This is a genomic window from Beijerinckia sp. 28-YEA-48 (genome assembly GCF_900104955.1).
In the GTDB taxonomy this organism is placed as follows: Bacteria; Pseudomonadota; Alphaproteobacteria; order Rhizobiales; family Beijerinckiaceae; genus Terripilifer.
Genome location: NZ_FNSI01000001.1, coordinates 2,459,428 through 2,478,059, shown reverse-complemented (window position 1 = coordinate 2,478,059; position 18,632 = coordinate 2,459,428). Strand labels below are relative to the sequence as shown.

The window sequence follows — 18,632 nt, the reverse complement described above, 5'->3', positions numbered from 1 at the left end:
AACGGAGGGGGGCGATGTTCGAATCATCCCTCTCCTGATGCAAGAACAGCCGGAGCGCCATGATGGGCTCTAGGCGGGGATCCGATCCCGAAGAAGCAGTCGGCAACGAATTTGCTTCGCGACGGGAGAGGGTCCTGCAGAGGCCGCGGCCGTAAGGCGTAGCCTGTGCGAGGAAAGGAATGATGAAATGAGCTCAGAAAAGCGTACCCCCGCGAAGCCCGGCGAAGTGCACACCTATCCGGTGTTGCCGCTCCGTGACATCGTCGTCTTCCCGCACATGATCGTCCCGCTTTTTGTTGGCCGCGAGAAGTCCATTCGCGCCCTCGAAGAGGTGATGAAGAATGAGCGCTTCATTCTGCTGGCGACGCAGAAAAACGCCGCTGATGATGATCCAGCGACCGAGGCCATTTTCACGACGGGTACTCTGGCGACCGTGCTGCAGTTGCTGAAACTGCCCGACGGCACCGTCAAGGTTCTGGTCGAGGGGCTGACGCGCGCGCGCGTGAAGTCCTACGCCCACACCCAAGATTATTACGAGGCCGAGGCCGAGTCGCTCGCTGACGAGATCAGCAGCAAGGTCGAGGTCGAAGCTTTGTCGCGTTCCGCCGTTTCGGAATTCGAGGGCTACGTTAAACTCAACAAGAAGGTCTCTTCGGAAGTCGTCGCCGCCGTGACGCAGATCGAGGATTTCTCCAAGCTTGCCGATACGATCGCCTCGCATCTCGCGGTGAAGATCAGCGACAAGCAGGAAATCCTTGAGATGACCTCGGTCGCGAAGCGGCTGGAGAAGTGCTTGGGGTTGATGGAAAGCGAAGTCTCGGTCCTTCAGGTCGAGAAGCGCATCCGCTCGCGCGTCAAGCGCCAGATGGAGAAGACCCAGCGCGAATATTATCTCAACGAGCAGATGAAGGCGATCCAGAAGGAACTCGGCGACGGCGAAGATGGCCGTGACGAAGCGGCCGAACTGGAAGAGCGCATCAAGAAGACCAAGCTGACCAAGGAAGCCCGTGACAAGGCGATGGCGGAGCTGAAGAAGCTGCGTCAGATGTCGCCGATGTCGGCGGAAGCCACGGTCGTGCGCAACTATCTCGATTGGTTGCTGTCGATCCCGTGGAAGAAGCCTTCCAAGGTCAAGAAGGATCTGAACCTCGCCGAGGATATTCTCGACGCCGATCACTTTGGCCTCGACAAGGTCAAAGAGCGCATCGTCGAATATCTCGCCGTGCAGCAGCGCGCCAATAAGTTGACTGGACCGATCCTGTGCCTCGTCGGCCCTCCGGGCGTCGGCAAGACCTCGCTCGGCCGTTCGATCGCCAAGGCGACGGGTCGTGACTTCGTGCGTATGTCGCTGGGCGGCGTGCGTGACGAAGCTGAGATCCGCGGTCATCGGCGGACTTACATCGGCTCGATGCCCGGCAAGATCATCCAGTCGATGCGTAAGGCCAAGACGTCCAATCCGCTCTTCCTGCTCGATGAAATCGACAAGATGGGCCAGGACTTCCGTGGCGATCCGTCTTCGGCGCTGCTCGAGGTACTCGACCCCGAACAGAACTCGTCCTTCAACGATCACTATCTTGAGGTCGACTACGATCTCTCGAACGTGATGTTCGTGACGACGGCCAATACGCTGAACATCCCCGGTCCTTTGATGGACCGTATGGAGATCATCCGTATTGCCGGTTACACCGAGGATGAGAAGCTCGAGATCGCGCGCAAGCACCTGATCCCGGCGGCCGTCAAGAAGCACGGCCTGACGGAGAAGGAATGGTCGATCGACGATGCGGCTCTGCTGAACGTCGTGCGGCATTACACCCGCGAGGCCGGCGTTCGTAATCTTGAGCGCGAGATTTCCAATCTCATCCGCAAGGCTGTGAAGGAAATTCTCAAGACCAAGAAGAAGAAGGTCGCTGTCAACGAAGCGGCGGTCGCCGAATACCTGGGCGTGCAGAAGTATCGCTTCGGCCAGGCTGAGACTGAGGATCAGGTGGGTGCGGTGACAGGCTTGGCCTGGACCGAGGTGGGCGGCGAGCTGCTGACCATCGAGGGTGTCATGATGCCCGGTAAGGGCCGCATGACCGTCACCGGCAACCTGAAGGACGTGATGAAGGAATCGATTTCGGCTGCGGCGTCTTACGTCCGCTCCCGCGCTGTCGATTTCGGCATCGAGCCGCCGTCATTCGAGCGCCAGGACATCCACGTCCACGTGCCCGAGGGCGCGACACCGAAGGACGGTCCGTCCGCCGGTATCGCCATGGCGACGGCCATCGTCTCGATCCTCACCGGCATTCCGGTGCGCGCCAACATCGCCATGACGGGCGAGGTGACCTTGCGCGGCCGTGTGTTGCCGATCGGCGGTCTGAAGGAGAAGCTGCTCGCGGCTCTGCGCGGTGGCCTCACCAAGGTGCTGATCCCGGAAGAGAACGCCAAGGATCTGGCGGAGATTCCGGATAACGTGAAGAACGCGCTGGAAATCGTTCCAGTGGCGCGGATGGAAGAGGTCCTGAAACATGCGCTCGTGCGTCAGCCGACGCCGATCGAATGGGACCAGGAAAAGGCGGCCGCTGCCGCTCGCCGTGCCACGGGCGACGATGCCCCCGGCGTGATCGCCCACTAACAGGGCGACCGTTAGAAATAGGTTCGGGCCGCCTTCGGGCGGCCCGTTTCTTTTGGTCTTTCGTGTTTTTCCAAGGTCTTACGTAGAGGCCGCTGGGGCCTTACACAGGCCTTGGCGGCGATTCGGCCCGCCACTCTTGCGTCCTCGCGTCGAGGTCCGTAGATAGGGGCGCCTTGAGGCTTCGGGCGGTTAGCTCAGTTGGTAGAGCGCCTGCTTTACACGCAGGATGTCGGCGGTTCGAGCCCGTCACCGCCCACCATCCCTTTCTCTCAGGCCACCGATTTAGAACGGATAAGGGCCCGGCTTCTCCTTGATGGTGACCCATTGCCATTGGGTGAACTCTTCCCAATTCGCTGGTCCGCCAATGCGGGTGCCATTTCCCGAAGCGCCGTTGCCGCCAAAGGGAATGTGCGGTTCGTCGGCCACGGTCTGATCGTTGATGTGAAGCAGGCCGGTGTTCAACCGATTGCCAATGGCCATGGCGCGTCCACTCGAGGCGGAGAACACGCCAGCTGATAGGCCGTATTCGTTGTCATTGGCGAGCGCGACGGCTTCGTCGTCGGTCTTGAAAGTGACAACGGATGCCACCGGCCCAAACACTTCTTCCTGAAACGCGCGCATGCCGGGCTTCACGCCTGTCAACACGGTCGGCTTATAGAATGGACCTTCATAGGTGCCGCCAGCCGCGATCGCGGCGCCCTGTTTTTCCGTATCCTTGACGATGGCGTGGATACGCTCCGCCTGGCTCGCATTGATCACCGGACCCAGAGCGACATTGCCGCCGGCTGGATTGCCAACGGGCAGATGCTGCGCTTTCTCGACCAGTTTTGCTGTCAACGCCGCGGCGATTTTCTCATGCACCAGAACATTGCCGGTGGTCATGCAGATCTGCCCCTGATGGAACCAGGCGCCGAAGGCGATCGCCGATGCGGCGCTGTCGAGGTCCGCGTCTTCCAACACGATGACCACGTTCTTGCCGCCGAGTTCGAGCTGCACCTTTTTAAGATGCTTGCCGGCAAGCTCGCCGACGCGACGCCCGACGTGACTTGAGCCGGTGAAGGAGATCATGGCGATGTTCGAATCAGTGCACATAGCTTCGCCGGCATCGGCTCCGCCCGGCAGGACTTGCAGAACGCCATCCGGCAAACCGGCTTCTTCGAAAATGCGGGCAAGCACAAAGCCACCGGACAGTACGGTGCGGGGATCGGGCTTCAGAACAACAGCATTGCCAAGAGCAAGGGCAGGTGCGACGGCGCGGGCTGAGAGAATGAGTGGGAAGTTGAACGGCGAGATCACGCCAATCACGCCGCGCGGTACGCGCCGCGCCATGCTGATGCGGCCAGGATCGCTCGGCAGAATGAGGCCCTGTGGCTCGGTGACCATCGATGCAGCGCGATGAATGATGTTGGCGACCGTGTGAATTTCGAAACCGGCCTTTGGCGCGATACCGCCTGTCTCACGCACGATCCAATAGGCGAGCTCTTCCTGATGTTCTTCCAGCAACGCCGCGGCTTTGCGCATGATCGCAGCGCGCTGTTCATAAGGCGTCGCGGCCCAAGTGGGTTGTGCCTTCTTGGCTTCCGCAGCCGCGAGCCGCACGTCCTCGGCTGTCGCATTGCCGACGCGTGTGAGGATGGAGCCCGTCGCGGGCTCAAGCACATCAAGCACGTGGCCTTTGGGTTGCTTCCAGCCCGAGGAGAAGATGCGTCCATTCCATGTGGACTCGATCATGAACTTTGGATGCGGTGCATTCATCGTGATCTCCCTGAGAAAGGTTGCCTTCTTGAGCCGTCAGTCATCAGATTGGCATAGTTATTTCTATATTCATATGGATATAGAGACCGAGGGAATGGTACTTTTTGACGATACGGAGCAGCCATGTCCGAACCAGATGCCGCATTTCTCAAGCTGCAAATTGGACGGGAGCCTCTCGTGCGATGGCTCGACAGTCCGACGCCTTTGGCTTCGACTTGGCAGGATTGGCGATCCCTCGGAGGGCAGTGGTATTTTGGCGGAGACGTCAAAGACATTCAGCAGGCGTCCGATGCTGAACTCAAGGAAGTTATCGACGATTGCGATGCCCGTCTCGGCAAGCAGACCAATCGTTCGGCTTTGCGCGGAATTTTGAAGAGTGCTGAAGCGCCCCATCTGTCGCGCAGTGCCTATGATGCCAAGGCGCGAGAATATGTCGTCGGCTCTCTCACCTATTCCGAGAACCTGATGGACTTCGTCGTTTTCCTAACGGTGGCGCGTGGCGCGGCAGTATTTCTCCAGTCGGACGACTACGGCATCGCCGTTCTCCATAACTATATCTGGGGCGACGAAAACGAGCGGATCACGCAGGCAGCTTTGCGGCTGGGCCCCGGACCACGGTCTGAGTTCTTGCCTGAGGCAGATTGGAAAAGTGCCGCTGGCGCGTTTCAAACGATCGCCAATGACATGCTGTCCGACCCGCCACCGCCGCCGCGCGATGATCTCGATCTCTTGAAGTGATCTATCCGGTTAGACTGACGGCAAATCCCCGCTGCACGCCCGGCCGCGCCATCATCGCCTCATACCAGCGTTTGACGTTAGGGTAGGTTGCCAGGTCAACCTTGTGGCGTTCGTGCCGCCAGGCCCAGCCCAGAATGGCGAAATCGGCGATCGAAACCTCGGCGCCGGCGAAATAGGGCACCAGGGCCAGCCGACGATCCATCACGCCATAGAGGCGCAGCGTTTCCTTGGTGTAGCGCGCGAGGCCGTAGCGTTGGTCGGCCTCATTGGCGACAGCGAGGAAGTGATGCACCTGTCCCGGCATCGGCCCAAAGCCGCCCATCTGGAACATCAGCCATTCGAGCGTGGCGATATGCGCCGCGCCAGCGCTGGGCAGAAATTGGCCGGTCTTCTCGCCCAGGTAAATCAGGATAGCGCCGGATTCGAACACGCTGACAGGCTGTCCCTCCGGCCCTTCAGGGTCAATGATAGCTGGGATGCGGTTGTTGGGACTGATCTTCAGGAAGGCCGGATCGAACTGGCCATTGTTACTGATGTCGATCGGCTTCACCGTATAGGGCAGGCCCATCTCTTCTAGCGCGACGCTGATCTTGCGACCGTTGGGCGTATCCCACGTATGTAATTCGATGGTCATTGAAACTCCATCATGTCATCCCCGATACCTGCGCAGCAGGTGAGCGGGGATCCAGAGCCAGCGGTAGAACGATTAACATAGAAGTGGTTGCTCTGGATCCCCGCTCGCGCTTCGCGCGTCGGGAATGACATTTAGAGGCTCATCCCCAGACTTCCCTCGCCGTTTCGACGACCAGGCGCAGCTTTGCCTTTTCTTCATCGACGGTCAGCTTATTGCCGCCGATGGTCGAGGCGAAGCCGCATTGCGGCGACAGGGCGAGGCGCTCGAGCGGTATGAATTTCGCCGCTTCATCGATCCGTCGTTTCAACAGATCCTTGCTTTCCAGCTCCGGCTTCTTCGACGTGACGAGGCCGAGAACGGCGGTCTTGTTCTTCGACATATGTTTCAGCGGCGCGAAGGAGCCAGCGCGCTCCGTATCATATTCGAGGAAGAAGGCGTCGATATCGAGTTCGCCGAATGCCACTTCCGCGACGAAGTCATAGGCGCCGGAGGCGGCCCAGGCGCTTTCATGATTGCCGCGGCACATGTGCATGGCGATGGTGAGATCGGCCGGGCGTCCCTTGGTGACCGCATTGAGCAGATCTTTGTACTTCACTTGCAGCTTCACCGGATCCTCGCCGATGGCGCGCACATGGTCATGCATGTTGGGATCGCAGAGAAAGGGGAAATTCGTCTCGTCGATCTGAATGTAGCGGCAGCCGGCGTCATAGAGCGCTTTGATCTCGTCGCGATAGACCTGGGCGAGGTCGTGATAATATTCGGCGATGTCGGGATAGGCTTTCTTGTCGACGCCGGGATCGCCGCTGCGGAAGTGCACCAAGGTGGGCGAGGGGATCGGCTGTTTCGGTGTCAGCCCGGCCTTGTCGGCAATCGGTTTCAGGTCCTTGAAATCATCGACGGCGAGCGATTTCGTCCGGCGTAATTTGCCTGTGGTGATGACTTTCGGCGGCGAGAATTCGATATAGCCTTCCGCGGTCTGGAAGCGTGTCGGTAGGCCCCCGGCGAAACCGACGCCATCGATCTTCTCGATAAAATCGACGAACCAATGGCGGCGATGATATTCGCCATCGGTGCAAACTTTCAGGCCAGTTTCCTTCTGTAAGGCCACGGCCTCGCCGACGCTGTCGCTTTCAACTTTCCAGACGTCGTCGCGCGTTGCCGATCCACCGGCGAGCTTGGCGCGCGCTTCGTGAATTTTCGCTGGCCTCAGAAGGCTACCGACCACATCCGCCTTGAATGGGGCCCGCGATACACCTGTCGCGGATACATCTGCCGCCATGACATCCTCCCTCAAGCAGTGACTGCTTGAGAGGATGCTAGGCCATCTCCTTTAAAAGGCAAAGGCAGTCCACTTCGTGGGCATCGCTACTCGGCGGCATCCGCAGAGACGCCACGCAGCATGGCTTCGATCAGCCGTCTTCCCCTGACGGCGCCGGCATCGGCTCTGAGCGTCACCGGAAAATGCGTGATCTTGTTGGCGCCGAGCCGGCTTTGCTGGGCCTCCAGCACGAGTTTGTCTTCATCGAAAGTGCGGGCAACTTCGCGCCGGATATAGTCCGTCAGCTCCACATCCTCGAGGTCGTAACAGCGGGCAATGCCCCAAAAGTAATGCGACGACGTTTCCGTTTCCGGCGTGATGAGATTGAGGACGCGCCGCTCGCGGGCAATGCCTTTCTCGCGCGCTTCGCCCTTGGGCATGCCAGCGGGCACCGAGCCATTCTCGATGACGAGAAAACCCGGTGGCGTGAAGATGGTTGTGTGCCATCGATCGATCCGCGTCGAAAAGCCGGCGACCTTGACGTAGAACGGCGGTGGTTCGCAGTTCATAATATCGCGGTGGGCTATCACCGTGCCTTCGCCTTCGGAGACGGTGAGCGGCGATTCAGCGACCGCATGATTGCCGATCGTGTGCGGGTGAACGAAGGTCTCATGCGAGAGATCCAGCAGGTTGTCGTTGATCAACTGATAGTGGGCGTTGATGTGATGATAGCCTTCGCTCACCACCCATTCCGGATTGGTCATCCAGTGGAAATTGGGCACCGTGCTCTCGTGCGCCATTGATGCGTCGCCGAGCCAAATCCAGATGAAGCCGTAACGCTCAACGATGGGAAATACGGTGACCTTTGCGGTCGGCGGAATGCGGTCTTGTCCTGGGATTTTGACGCAGTCGCCGTGACGGTTGAAGCACAGCCCGTGGTAGCCGCACTGAATCACATCGGCTGACAGTGTGCCCAACGACAGCGGCAGAAAGCGATGCGGGCAGGTGTCGAGCATGGCGACCGGCGTTCCCGCAGTCGTGCGATACAAAATCACCGCTTCGCCGGCCAGCGTCCGCGGTAGGATTTTACGGCCGACCTCCTTGGCGAAGGCGGCCACTTGCCAACAGTCCTTCAGAAACATCGTCGCACTCCCACCTGCTTTTCGCCGAGCGCTTTTCACCAAGCGCTTTTGATAACCGCATCTTAGGTCTGAGTCTTTGCATTAGTCAATTTTAATTGATATTTGCAATGATGACCGAGCATGATGTTGAGGAACGCCATGGCTTCCGCTAACGTCTGCGCCCATCGGGGTGAGGTATATGGCTGATAAGCAAAGCAAAAAGGCGGCTGAACCGCGTGGGATCCAATCCGTCGAGGTCGCCTTCCGTGTCATTGCGCCATTTCTGGCGTCGCCCGGCCCCTTCACCTTGAGATATCTGGCTGAGAAGGCGGGGATGAGCCCGACGAGCCTGCATTTCTATCTGGTCAGCCTGGTGCGAACCGGCCTTCTGGTCCGCAACGAGGCCGGCAATACGTTCGCGCTCGGCTCTACGGCAATTCATCTCGGCCTGGCCGCGCTGGCGAATATTGATGCGGTGCAAGCGGCCCGTGAGCCGATGCAGTCTCTACGAGATGAATTGGGGACGCCGGTCTGCCTGTCGATCTGGTCCGACAAGGGTCCGATCATCGTGCTGCATTTGCCCGGTTTGCGGACAAGCTATTGGACGTTGCAGGTCGGCGCCGTCCTGCCGCCGTTGAGTGCTGCGGGCCGCGCCATCCTGGCCTACTTCCCGCCGCCTCTGCAGAAGGAGGTCATCGCGCGTGCGCTCAAAGACTCTCAACCAGAAGACCCCTGGCACGCGTCGTCGGTCGAGCAGATCCTCGCGGTGCTGAAGGAAATTCGCCGAACCGGCATCAGTCCGCGCAGCGGTGCAGTTGTTCCGGGCTTTGCCAGCATCGCATCGCCCATCCTGAATGCGGAAGGCGTTGCGGTTGCGGCCCTGACGGTGGTGGCGAATACGCCTGCTTTCGATGATCGGCCCGAGGGACAGAATGCCGAAGCGCTGCTGCGCGTCGCACAACAGATTTCGCTCAACCTCGGCGCCTCCCACGACAAGCGCTTTCCACGCGCCTGAGGCGTGCGGTCAGATCTTGAACGCTTCCAGCGTCTCCGGCGCGAACAGTTCTTCCGGCTTCAACAGGCGCGGCGACAGTCCGCATTCGTGGTGATAGCGCAGGAAGGTTTCGAGCACTTTGTAGTTGTTGTCGAAACCGTAGGGCCAATAGTCCTCGCCCAGCTCCCGGCGCGCTTCCTCGATGTCATGCGACAGCCAGGGCACCATGGCCTTCAAGGCCGCGGTTTCCTGCAGGTCGTGATAGGTGCGGCGCTGCGCCTCGACGAAGGCCTTGAACAGTGATTGGGCGATCCAGCGATTGGCCTCATAGACCTCACGGCGGATGGCGATCGTGTGCATGATCGGAAAAATCCGAGTCTTGCGGAAATAGTCGAGTTCCACTGGCCGATAGTCCTCGAACAGGCGCTTGACGTTGACGCCGTCATAGGTCGAGGGCTTCCGCGCTGTATGGAAGGCATCAATCTCGCCGTCGCGCAGCATCTGCGCCAAGGTTTTGTCGTCGGGGATCGGCGTCACCTTGATGTTTTGAGGCAGGCTGAGCTTGATCTTCTCGATGCGGCCCGGCTCTTCCTCGCCACCCGTATGATAGGAGACGCTGTCCATCGGCACGCCATAGTTGTCGGCCAAAATACCTCTGATCCACACCGATGCCGTCATCTGGAATTCTGGCACGCCGATGCGTTTGCCAATTAGATCCTTCGGCTCGTGGATCCCTGACTTGGCGTTGATATAGATCGACGAGTGGCGGAAAAAGCGCGACGGAAAGACCGGGATCGCGACGAATGGTTTCGGATCGCGGTGACACGAGACCGAGTAGGACGACAGCGACATTTCCGAGGCATCGAATTCGCGATAGCGCGCCATGCGGAAGAAGGTTTCCTCCACCGGCATGTCGAGGAAATTGATGTCGATGCCATCGGGCTGCACCGACCCATCCTGCAGGCCGCGTGTGCGATCATAGTTCCAGCAGCCGAGCGTCAGTTTCAATTTCGACATGGTTCTGTCCCTGTGGCGCGACATTGATTTTGGCCACCATCCCGTGTGTCGGGATGGTGGCCAGGACCGTCGTTGAATTGTGTGTTACGATCGTGTGATGGAGGCGTTGAGCCTATTCAGCCGCCGTTGTCGTCGGCACCGCGAGACCGCGCAGATCGAGCTCTTCCTGATCGAGGCCCGCGACCCGCCAGTCGGTCGTCTTCGGCGCGACGCCTTCGAAGGAACGCAGCTTGTTGAGCGGGATATGCGGCGCGGTGCGCCCGATCACCGTGCCATCAGTCTGATAGGACTGTGCGGCTTCAACCATCTGGCGGCGGAACTCGACGATGGCCAGATCGCTCTGGCCGAGGATTTCCCTCGTCCGGTCGGTGATCTTGCCCATGGTGAGCCACATCACATAGTCCTGGTTGGGAATGCCCGGAATGCCGGTGAAGTTACCGAGCTTCATCGCCTGCCGGTCCTGCTTAAAATTGTTCTCGAAGGTCCGGTAGCTGCGATAGCTTTCGTCGACATCGATGCCGACTTGCGCATGCAGGAACTTGCGCCATTCTTCCGTGCCCGGCGTCGTCGCATTATCGCCGAAGGCCAAGAAATAAAAGTCGGTGTTCTCGTCGTCGATCGGCACATGCATGATCACGACTTTGTAGTTGTTGTTCGGCGGGATCAGCACCGTATAGGGCGCGACGAACAGGGTCGTGCGGATATAGTCGTGGGTCTGCGCGTTCTGGATCGGACGACGCACGGCGGCGTAGCGGAAGCCGAAGGGCGTGCGCTGCGAATAGAGGCGCGGCGACTTGTCGGTCGAAGGGCGCAGCCACAGCTGTTCATTGGCCTGGGCGCCCGCGACGCGCGCCGGCACCATGTCGGAAGAGTGCAGGGTCGAGGAATGCGACGAGTCGATCGCGCCTTCCAGAATCTGCGCCCAGTTCACCGGCACTTTGTATTTGGCGATCGAGATGCGTGTGTCGGGCGTCGGTTGGCACACCGGCGGCTCGAATTCCGGCATGCTCTCGACAGGGCCGAGATAGCACCAGACAAAGCCGGCCGCTTCGCGCACCGGATAAGCGCGCGTCTTCATCTTCTTGAGCAGGCCGGTTTCGACGGGCTCGGAGTTCATCTCCATGGCGTTGCCGTTCACGTCAAACTTCCAGCCGTGATAGAGGCAGCGCAGGCCACAATCCTCGTTGCGGCCAAAGGCCAGTGACGCACGGCGATGCGGACATTGCTCATCGAGCATGCCGACCTGGCCGTTGGTGTCGCGGAACACGACGTAATCCTCGCCGCACAGGCGCACCTTCAGCGGATCGCAATCGGGTTCGGCCACTTCCTCGATCATGCAGGCGGGCAGCCAATGCTGGCGCATGATGTGGCCCATCGGCGCGTCACCCTCGACGCGGCACAAGAGGTCGTTTTCGTCCTGTGTCAGCATGGCGCTTTCTCCTCCAGCAGCCTTGAGGCGGCTCCCGATTGGTTAGGTCTCTAAGAATCTACACCCTTCCGCGTGCTTTGTCGAGAGGTGGAGGAATTCTAGATCGGCGAAAAGTTTCCGAATAGCGGACAAGACGCGTATAGGCCCTGGCCGGGTTGAAATTATATAATTAGACGTCTAAGTATTTTGGGAGGGGCGGTGGCCCCGGGAAAGGCCAAGGAATTCAAGTATGGACTTGCGCGTCACCAGCGCCGGGCAGATTGCCGAGGGCATATTCGGGTTTGAACTGCGGGCTCCAGACGGTGGGGAACTGCCGCCGTTCACCAGCGGCAGCCACATTATCGTACGCACGCCTGGCGGCGAGGAGCGCAAATATTCGCTCAGCAACGATCCGGCTGAACGGGACCGCTATGTTATCGCGGTCAAGCGCGAGGCCAACGGCCGCGGCGGTTCGCTCAGCATGGCCGATCAGCTGCACGAGGGCGACACGATCACTGTCTCCGAGCCGCATAATGATTTCCCGTTGGTGCCGTCCTCGGCTGGTTACGTGCTGATCGCCGGCGGCATCGGCATCACCCCGATCATCTCAATGGCGCGGCATCTCCTCAGCGAGGGCAGGGGCAATTTCCGCCTCTACTATCTCACCCGCGATGGCGGCTTGTCGGCCTTCCTCGAAGATCTGAAGGCGCCGGAATTCACCGGCAAAGTCATCATCCATCATGATGGCGGTGATCCTGCTCAAGGCTACGATCTTTGGCCAGTGCTCGAAAAGCCGAAGGGCCACATCTATTGCTGCGGTCCGCGCGGGCTGATGGACGCGGTGCGTGACATGACCGGCCATTGGTCATCGAGCGCCGTGCATTTCGAAGCTTTCGTCGATGGTTCGCAGCCGCAGCCTAACGACGAGCCTTTCACTGTCCGTATCGTGGACACCGGTGAGGTTCTTGATGTGCCCGTCGGCACCAGCATTCTTGAAGTGCTGCGCCAAGCGGGCCATGAAGTGCCGTTCTCCTGTCAAAGCGGCTCTTGTGGGTCCTGCCGCACCACGCTTGTTTCCGGCGATGTGGAACACCGCGATTTTGTACTGACGCCAGATGAGTATACGACCAACATCATGGTCTGCGTCTCGCGTGGGCGGGGCGGGGAAGTGGTGATCGATCTGTGAGTGCTCCATGACCGTTCGTAAACTGCGCCTTGGAATAGCCGGCCTCGGCCGTGCCTTCAGTCTGATGCTGCCGACCTTGGTACAGGACGAACGGATCGAGATCGTCGCCGGCGCTGATCCGCGCCCTGAGGCGCGCGAGCGGTTCTCTCGGGATTTTGCCGGGCGCGCTTACGCCAGCGTCGAGGAGATGTGCTCTGATCCGTTGGTCGAGGCAGTCTATGTCTCGACCCCGCATCAGTATCATCGCGACAATGTTCTGGCCGCGGCCAAGGCCGGCCTTCACATTCTGTGCGAAAAGCCGATGGCGCTTTCGGTCGAGGAATGCCAGCTGATGATTGACGCGGCGCGCGAGGCGCGCGTGGCGCTTGTCGTCGGCCACAGTCATTCCTTCGACGCACCGGTACGCCGCACGCGCGAACTCATCGAGAGCGGCGCCTTCGGCGCTCTGCATATGATGAGCGCGCTGAACTATACCGACTTCATCTATCGGCCGCGCCGGCCCGAAGAGCTCGACACGGCGCAAGGCGGAGGGGTCATCTTCAATCAGGCGCCGCATCAGGTCGACAATCTGCGCCTCATTGGCGGCGGCATGGTCAAGTCGGTGCGCGCCGCGACGGCGATCATGGACCCGGCACGCCCGACCGAAGGCGCTTACACTGCCTTCATGACCTTCCACAGCGGCGTGGTCGCCAGCCTGACCTATAGCGGTTACGCCCATTTTGATTCGGACGAACTGGTCGACTGGATCAACGAAGGCGGATTGCCCAAAAATCCTGACAATTATGGTGCCGCCCGCCGGGCGCTGGGCCACGCCAGCCAGGCCGACGAACTGGCCATCAAAGCCCAATCCAACTATGGCGGCCCCCGTTACGGGCAGGGCGATGCCCGGCTGTCCACCAAACCGCAGACGCGCTGGCACCAGAATTTCGGCCTCCTCGTCGCCTCCTGCGCCCATGCCGATTTGCGCCCGACCTCAAAAGGCGTGATGATCTATGGCGACGACGCGCGTCGTCTCGAGGATGTGCCGGTCCGAGCGGTGCCGCGCATGGAGGTGATCGACGAACTGTATGCGGCAGTCGTTGACGGCGTGCCGCCGGTTCACGATGGAGTGTGGGGCCTGGCGACGATGGAAGTGTGCTTTGCGATTCTGCAATCGGCTCGCGAGGGGCGGGATGTGATCTTGCATCATCAGGTGCCGACGCCATCACTGACGCGGAGCGCCTGATGTCGAACCGGCAGGGAAGCTCCGAGAACCAAGTGATCCTGCGCCGCTGGCGCGATGCGGTGCCCAATGATCGTCTGGCCCATCTGGTCCGCGATGCGGCCCGTGGCCTGACGCGGATGATGCAGATCAGTCTCGCCCGCCACAATGTCTCCTTCGGCCATTGGGTGTTTCTGCGCATCCTGTGGGAGCGCGAAGGGTTGACCCAGCGCGAATTGAGCGAAGAAGCGGGCCTGATGGAGCCCACCACATTCTCGGCCCTCACGGCGATGGAGAAGTTCGGCTTTATCGAGCGCCGCAAGCTGCCGCACAGCCGCAAGAACGTCTACGTCTTTCTCACCCCCGAAGGGCGGGCGTTGAAAGAAAAGCTCGTGCCGATCGCTGAACATATCAACGCGGTGGCCGTAAGCAGCGTGACGGCAGCGGAAGTGGCGACCACGCGTAAGGTTCTGCTGGCGATCATCGAGAACATGGCGCGCGAAGAAAGCGAGTCGGCGCTTCGCGAGGAAGGCTGAACTGATCCACGCTCGCGATCAATGGCAGTCTGGCGCGTCCTGTTCGAGGTAAGCTTCGAAATCGACTTCCGTTGCCCAGGTCTTGGTCCAGGCTTGCCAGCTTCTTTGCCGATGCCAAGCATCGGCGATCTGTTGCAAGCGGCGGGCTGACAGCCGGTCGCCGGGCGCGGTCTTGAAAACCAGTTGTGACACGTCGCGGGCCGGTAATGTCGCACCGAACTTTCTCCATCGTTCCAACGGCGCAAACTGCGCGGCGAGCGTCGAATCGACCACGGCCGCATCGCATTCGCCAGCACGCATCGCCGCCAGAGCCTTGGCGGGATCGGCATAGGCGAGCGGCGAGCCGCCACCGCGCAGCGTGAAGGCGCGCGCTGCCTCGTTGTCCTCGACGATGCAGGTCGAACGCTTTGCCGCGTCGGCCCAGGAACGGATCGTCGTATCGCTCCGCATCAGAAACGTCAGGCCGCTTTCATAGCCGGTGCGTACCACGACCTCGTCCGCATCGGCTGATGCGAGCCGATGGACGAGCAGCACATCGACATGGCGTTGTGCCAAGGCTGCAGCCTGATCCTCGGGTCTGATGGGGACCAGTTCGACGGCGACGTTGAGCCTGCGTTGCAGATCATCACGCAGCACCGCCTCGAAACCTTCCTCGCGGCGGGTCTGATAATCGGTCGGGCGGGGCGGACGCGGCACGCGCTCGACGCCGAGTTTCAGCGTGCCTCTTTGCACCGCTGCAGGAACAGCTGCCGGCACGTCCGGCGCATTGGCCGTCCATTCATTCCAAAGCGTCAGGCCCGCGGCACCAGCGCCCAGCAGAAAGATTCCGAACGCTGCCACCGACAGCGCACGACCCGGGCGAGCTTCAGCCAAAAAGGCGGCGTGCTGGTCCACCAGAAGCTCCGGGCGCGCAGTCCAATGCGCAGTCCCATGATTGAACAATTCGCTTGACGGCCACATTGGCTTCTCCATAGAATATAATTTCTATAGAATATATGTAATAAAAAGCCAATATGTCTCTCAGGGCAAGTTTCAGAGGAGATTCCCGTGACAGTTCAGAAGTTCCGCGCCGCTTGGCGCAACGCCAGCCTCGGCCTTGGCGTTCTCGCTGTTCTCTCGGCCGCGCCGGCGCAGGCCGAAGAGGTTTTGAAATCGATCAACCTACCGCTCGCCGCCTGGACTGCGGTTGCCCTGAAGAAAGGCATCCTGAAAGAAGAGTTCGAAAAGATCGGCACAACCGAAATTCGCCTGCTCAATCCCGGCACCGCTGAACTGTCAGGCGCGGAAGCGGCCATGCTGGATCGCGGCGGCCTCGCGATTGCTCAGCGCATGATGTACCCAGCCGCCGTTCACCGCGCCAACGGGCTTGATGCTGTCATCGTCTGGATGTCGGTCCCCTCCGATGAGAACCGCACGCCGATCCTGGCGTTGAAGAATTCGCCCTTTGAAAATCTGCAGGACCTGAAAGGGCAGGCGCTCGGCTCAAGCCGCGTCGGCTGCGGATGGACCTCCCCGAAGGAAGCGCTGGACGCCGCCGGCGTTCCCCTGGCGACGCGCATCCGCGAAGGCTCCGTCCGCCATGAGACGATCACCTCGTCGGCGACCGTCAATGCGGCGCTGCTCAGCGGCCGGATCGCCGCGACAGCAACACATACGGCTCTGCCGTCCGCGGCTGCGCTGGTGACGACAGGACAGGTGAAAGTCATCGGCCGCAGTCCGAAGGACGGCGTTTATGTCAACGCCGCCGGACGCGTCTCCTATTTCGCCATGCGTGAATTTGTCGACAAATATCCAAGCGCTGTCCGCGCCTTTCTGATCGCCCATGAGCGTACCAAGGCTTGGATCAAGGACAATGTCGACGAAGCATCGGAAATCGTCGCCAAGGATCTGCGCATGCCGGTCAACATCGCCAAGTTCGGCATCACCGATCCATCCTCATTCGAATACATGGCCGGCGAGACGAACGCCGAAAACGCCAAGACGTCGATTGAGAAGTTTCAACAGTACTATGTCGAGCATGGCGACGAGATCCTGAAGGAGCGCTCGCTTTCGCCTGAGATGATCGCGGGCTTCGTCGACCGGCGCTTCTTCGCCGGCGGTCAGTACTCCATCTACAATTAATCGGCGAGGCGCGGTGCTTGCAGGCGCCGCGCTGCTCTTCTCATTCAGGAATATGAAATGACTATAGCAAACGTCGATTCAGTCGACGCCTCGCCCGCGCGCGATCAAAAGTCGCGATCCAAGCTTAAAGCGAAAGTAAAAGGCAATCGCCGAAACGCGGTTGGACTGGCGTTGGGCCTGATTTTGCCGCTGTCGGTTCTACTCCTCTGGCAAGTGGCGGCACAGCAGCATTGGGTGTCCGAGGTCTTTCTGCCGTCGCCGTTGAAGACCTTCTATTCCTTCTTCGACATGGTGCTGCGCCAGGACTTCGAAAAGGATTTCCTCTCCAGCATTTCGATTGTCGGGCAGGCGTTTCTCTATGGCTCTGTGGCGGGCGTCGGTCTCGGTCTTGCCGCTGGTCTGTCGCCGACGGTCGAGCGTTTCTTCGGCCCCACGCTCGATGGCATCCGTCACATTCCAGGCATCGCCTGGCTGCCGCTCATCGTGTTGTGGATCGGCATCGGCTCGCCCGCCAAGATCGTGGTGATCGGCAAGTCTGTTTTCTTTCCGGTCTTCCTGAATACGCTGCAAGGCATTCGCGGGGTCGATCGCAATTACATCGAACTGGCGCGGGTGTTGACCTTGACGCGCAGCCAGCTCGTGCGGCGCGTCATCATTCCCGGCGCCATGCCCAGCATTCTCGTCGGCCTGCGCTATGGCGCGAGCCTCGCCTGGGCGCTGGTTGTCGTTGCCGAGGGCTTAAGCGGCATGGAGGGGATCGGCTTCCTGATCTTCCGCGCGCAGGCGCTGCTCATGACCGATCAATTGCTTGTCTGCATGGTCGTCATCGGTGTCGTTGGCTTCTTCATCGATAGATCCATGCACTACCTGCAGCGCTATCTGCTGCGTTGGAAGCAAGGCTTCGAAGGCTGATCCTGAAAATCACAAACTGGAAAAGGAATACAACATGGGTGTTGTTACATCTCTGGCGGATGATCTGAAGAACGCCACGCCGCTGCGTGAATTGCTTTACACAATCTGCCCGGTTCTGGTCGCTTCCAATGTCGCCCTCGAATTGGGGTGGATCGACGACGAGCTGAAACGCGTCGGCGCGACCGCTACATATCTGCGTTCGTTGCAAGATCCGGCGGCGTGGAAATGGCATTATGATCACGGTTCGGACCGCCTGATCCGCGACGGTGGCAATAGCCCGGCTGTGTGGGCGCGCGCCGATCTGCACGACACCATCCTGCTCGGCCTTACCCAGGCGCAGCCTGGCGGCAAGGTCATCGTGCGGGCGCGTGATCCGATCTATCGCGTCGCCGACCTGAAAGGGCGCCGCGTCGGTATTTATCGCAGCCAGCAAGAGAGCAAGATCGATCATCGCCGCGCCACGACGGAACACGGCATTCTGGCCGTGCTCGCCCTGCATGGTTTGTGGCGCGACGATATTGAATGGGTCGATATCACCGAGAGCGATGCGCACGGCGAGAATCCCGCCCGCACGCCGGCCGGCATCTGGTCGCAGATCGAATACGAGCCGGAGGTGCGCACGCTTGAAGCGCGGGCTCTGCTTGAGGGGCGCATCGACGCTATCTACGACTATTCGATCGGTACGGCGGAACTTTTGGAGCGGACCGGAAAATTCAAGATCATCGACGATCTTGATCTTTATCCCGATTGGACATTGCGCATCGCCAATGCGCCCCGCACCATCACCGTCTCCAGAGCTTTCGCCGAACAGAACCGCGATGTGATCGTCGCTTACCTGCGCGCCGCGGTGCGTGCTGGCCGTTGGATCAACGCCAATCCGGATGCTGCCGCCACGATCTTTCATCGCACGACCATCTATCCGGATGTCGCGCCAATCGCCAAGGCTCTGCGGCACTACGATCTCGAAGCCAATCTGTCGCCACAGAATATCGCTGGCCTGACGATCGAGAAGGAGTTCCTCCTCCAGCGTGGCTACATCAAGAACGACTTCGACGTCACAGCCTGGGCTGACGCCAGCTATCTCGAAGAAGCCATCCGATCCTTGCGCTGAGATTTAGAATTTCCCTTTCAAGCAGT

General features: G+C 60.2%; 16 protein-coding genes and 1 tRNA gene. 10 read left to right on the top strand and 7 right to left on the bottom strand.

Features of this window, described 5'->3' with window-relative positions:
* Positions 1-187: 187 nt before the first annotated feature.
* Together lon and BLW50_RS11690 are read left to right on the top strand one after the other, a co-directional pair.
* Positions 188-2,614, top strand: a complete 2,427-nt coding sequence (lon, locus tag BLW50_RS11695) for an endopeptidase La (protein WP_090702142.1) — start codon at positions 188-190, stop codon at positions 2,612-2,614.
* Positions 2,615-2,797: 183 nt separating this feature from the next.
* A tRNA-Val gene (locus BLW50_RS11690) sits at positions 2,798-2,873 on the top strand.
* Between the two features lie 23 nt (positions 2,874-2,896).
* Here BLW50_RS11690 and BLW50_RS11685 read toward each other — a convergent pair.
* A complete protein-coding gene (locus BLW50_RS11685; RefSeq protein WP_090702140.1) occupies positions 2,897-4,369 on the bottom strand; it encodes a benzaldehyde dehydrogenase in 1,473 nt (490 codons plus the stop codon).
* A gap of 123 nt (positions 4,370-4,492) precedes the next feature.
* On the opposite strand from BLW50_RS11685, the gene BLW50_RS11680 reads away from it, so the two are divergent.
* Positions 4,493-5,107, top strand: a complete 615-nt coding sequence (locus tag BLW50_RS11680) for a hypothetical protein (protein WP_090702137.1) — start codon at positions 4,493-4,495, stop codon at positions 5,105-5,107.
* Position 5,108: 1 nt separating this feature from the next.
* On the opposite strand, the gene BLW50_RS11675 is transcribed toward BLW50_RS11680, so the two are convergent.
* From BLW50_RS11675 to BLW50_RS11665, 3 genes are all read right to left on the bottom strand, one after another.
* Positions 5,109-5,741 carry a glutathione S-transferase family protein gene (locus BLW50_RS11675; RefSeq protein WP_090702134.1) on the bottom strand — a complete coding sequence of 211 codons (633 nt, stop codon included), beginning with the start codon at positions 5,739-5,741 and terminating at the stop codon, positions 5,109-5,111.
* 139 nt (positions 5,742-5,880) lie between these two features.
* Positions 5,881-7,020: a 5-methyltetrahydropteroyltriglutamate--homocysteine S-methyltransferase gene (locus tag BLW50_RS11670; protein WP_090702131.1), complete on the bottom strand. Its 1,140-nt coding sequence runs from the start codon at positions 7,018-7,020 to the stop codon at positions 5,881-5,883.
* Between the two features lie 86 nt (positions 7,021-7,106).
* Positions 7,107-8,141, bottom strand: a complete 1,035-nt coding sequence (locus BLW50_RS11665) for an aromatic ring-hydroxylating dioxygenase subunit alpha (RefSeq protein WP_090702127.1) — start codon at positions 8,139-8,141, stop codon at positions 7,107-7,109.
* Between the two features lie 178 nt (positions 8,142-8,319).
* Here BLW50_RS11665 and BLW50_RS11660 point away from each other — a divergent pair, with 178 nt between their 5' ends.
* Positions 8,320-9,135: an IclR family transcriptional regulator gene (locus BLW50_RS11660; RefSeq protein ID WP_090702124.1), complete on the top strand. Its 816-nt coding sequence runs from the start codon at positions 8,320-8,322 to the stop codon at positions 9,133-9,135.
* A 9-nt stretch (positions 9,136-9,144) separates the two neighbouring features.
* On the opposite strand, the gene BLW50_RS11655 is transcribed toward BLW50_RS11660, so the two are convergent.
* Together BLW50_RS11655 and BLW50_RS11650 are read right to left on the bottom strand one after the other, a co-directional pair.
* Positions 9,145-10,131 (bottom strand): substrate-binding domain-containing protein, encoded by a 987-nt coding sequence (locus BLW50_RS11655; RefSeq protein ID WP_090702121.1) that lies wholly within the window; start codon positions 10,129-10,131, stop codon positions 9,145-9,147.
* 112 nt (positions 10,132-10,243) lie between these two features.
* Entirely contained in the window at positions 10,244-11,560 is a 1,317-nt protein-coding gene (locus BLW50_RS11650; protein ID WP_090702117.1) for a Rieske 2Fe-2S domain-containing protein, read from the bottom strand.
* 229 nt (positions 11,561-11,789) lie between these two features.
* Between BLW50_RS11650 and BLW50_RS11645 the strand changes: the two genes are divergently transcribed.
* The 3 genes from BLW50_RS11645 to BLW50_RS11635 are packed head-to-tail and all read left to right on the top strand — an operon-like array spanning position 11,790 to position 14,462.
* The gene (locus BLW50_RS11645; RefSeq protein ID WP_090702115.1) at positions 11,790-12,725 is read left to right on the top strand and encodes a PDR/VanB family oxidoreductase; all 936 of its coding nucleotides are present in this window, start codon (positions 11,790-11,792) and stop codon (positions 12,723-12,725) included.
* A 7-nt stretch (positions 12,726-12,732) separates the two neighbouring features.
* Positions 12,733-13,950: a Gfo/Idh/MocA family oxidoreductase gene (locus tag BLW50_RS11640; RefSeq protein ID WP_090702111.1), complete on the top strand. Its 1,218-nt coding sequence runs from the start codon at positions 12,733-12,735 to the stop codon at positions 13,948-13,950.
* Positions 13,950-14,462 carry a MarR family winged helix-turn-helix transcriptional regulator gene (locus tag BLW50_RS11635; RefSeq protein WP_090702108.1) on the top strand — a complete coding sequence of 171 codons (513 nt, stop codon included), beginning with the start codon at positions 13,950-13,952 and terminating at the stop codon, positions 14,460-14,462. Before BLW50_RS11640 ends, BLW50_RS11635 begins: the two co-directional genes overlap by 1 nt.
* Positions 14,463-14,480: 18 nt before the next feature.
* Here the strand turns inward: BLW50_RS11635 and BLW50_RS11630 are convergent, their stop codons facing one another.
* Positions 14,481-15,356: a type 2 periplasmic-binding domain-containing protein gene (locus BLW50_RS11630; RefSeq protein WP_170850115.1), complete on the bottom strand. Its 876-nt coding sequence runs from the start codon at positions 15,354-15,356 to the stop codon at positions 14,481-14,483.
* A gap of 153 nt (positions 15,357-15,509) precedes the next feature.
* Here BLW50_RS11630 and BLW50_RS11625 point away from each other — a divergent pair, with 153 nt between their 5' ends.
* The 3 genes from BLW50_RS11625 to BLW50_RS11615 are packed head-to-tail and all read left to right on the top strand — an operon-like array spanning position 15,510 to position 18,606.
* Positions 15,510-16,583, top strand: coding sequence for an ABC transporter substrate-binding protein (locus BLW50_RS11625; protein WP_090702102.1), 1,074 nt, complete (start codon positions 15,510-15,512; stop codon positions 16,581-16,583).
* Positions 16,584-16,640: 57 nt separating this feature from the next.
* Positions 16,641-17,495, top strand: a complete 855-nt coding sequence (locus BLW50_RS11620) for an ABC transporter permease (RefSeq protein ID WP_090702099.1) — start codon at positions 16,641-16,643, stop codon at positions 17,493-17,495.
* 34 nt (positions 17,496-17,529) lie between these two features.
* Positions 17,530-18,606: an ABC transporter substrate-binding protein gene (locus BLW50_RS11615; RefSeq protein ID WP_090702096.1), complete on the top strand. Its 1,077-nt coding sequence runs from the start codon at positions 17,530-17,532 to the stop codon at positions 18,604-18,606.
* Positions 18,607-18,632: the final 26 nt, after the last annotated feature.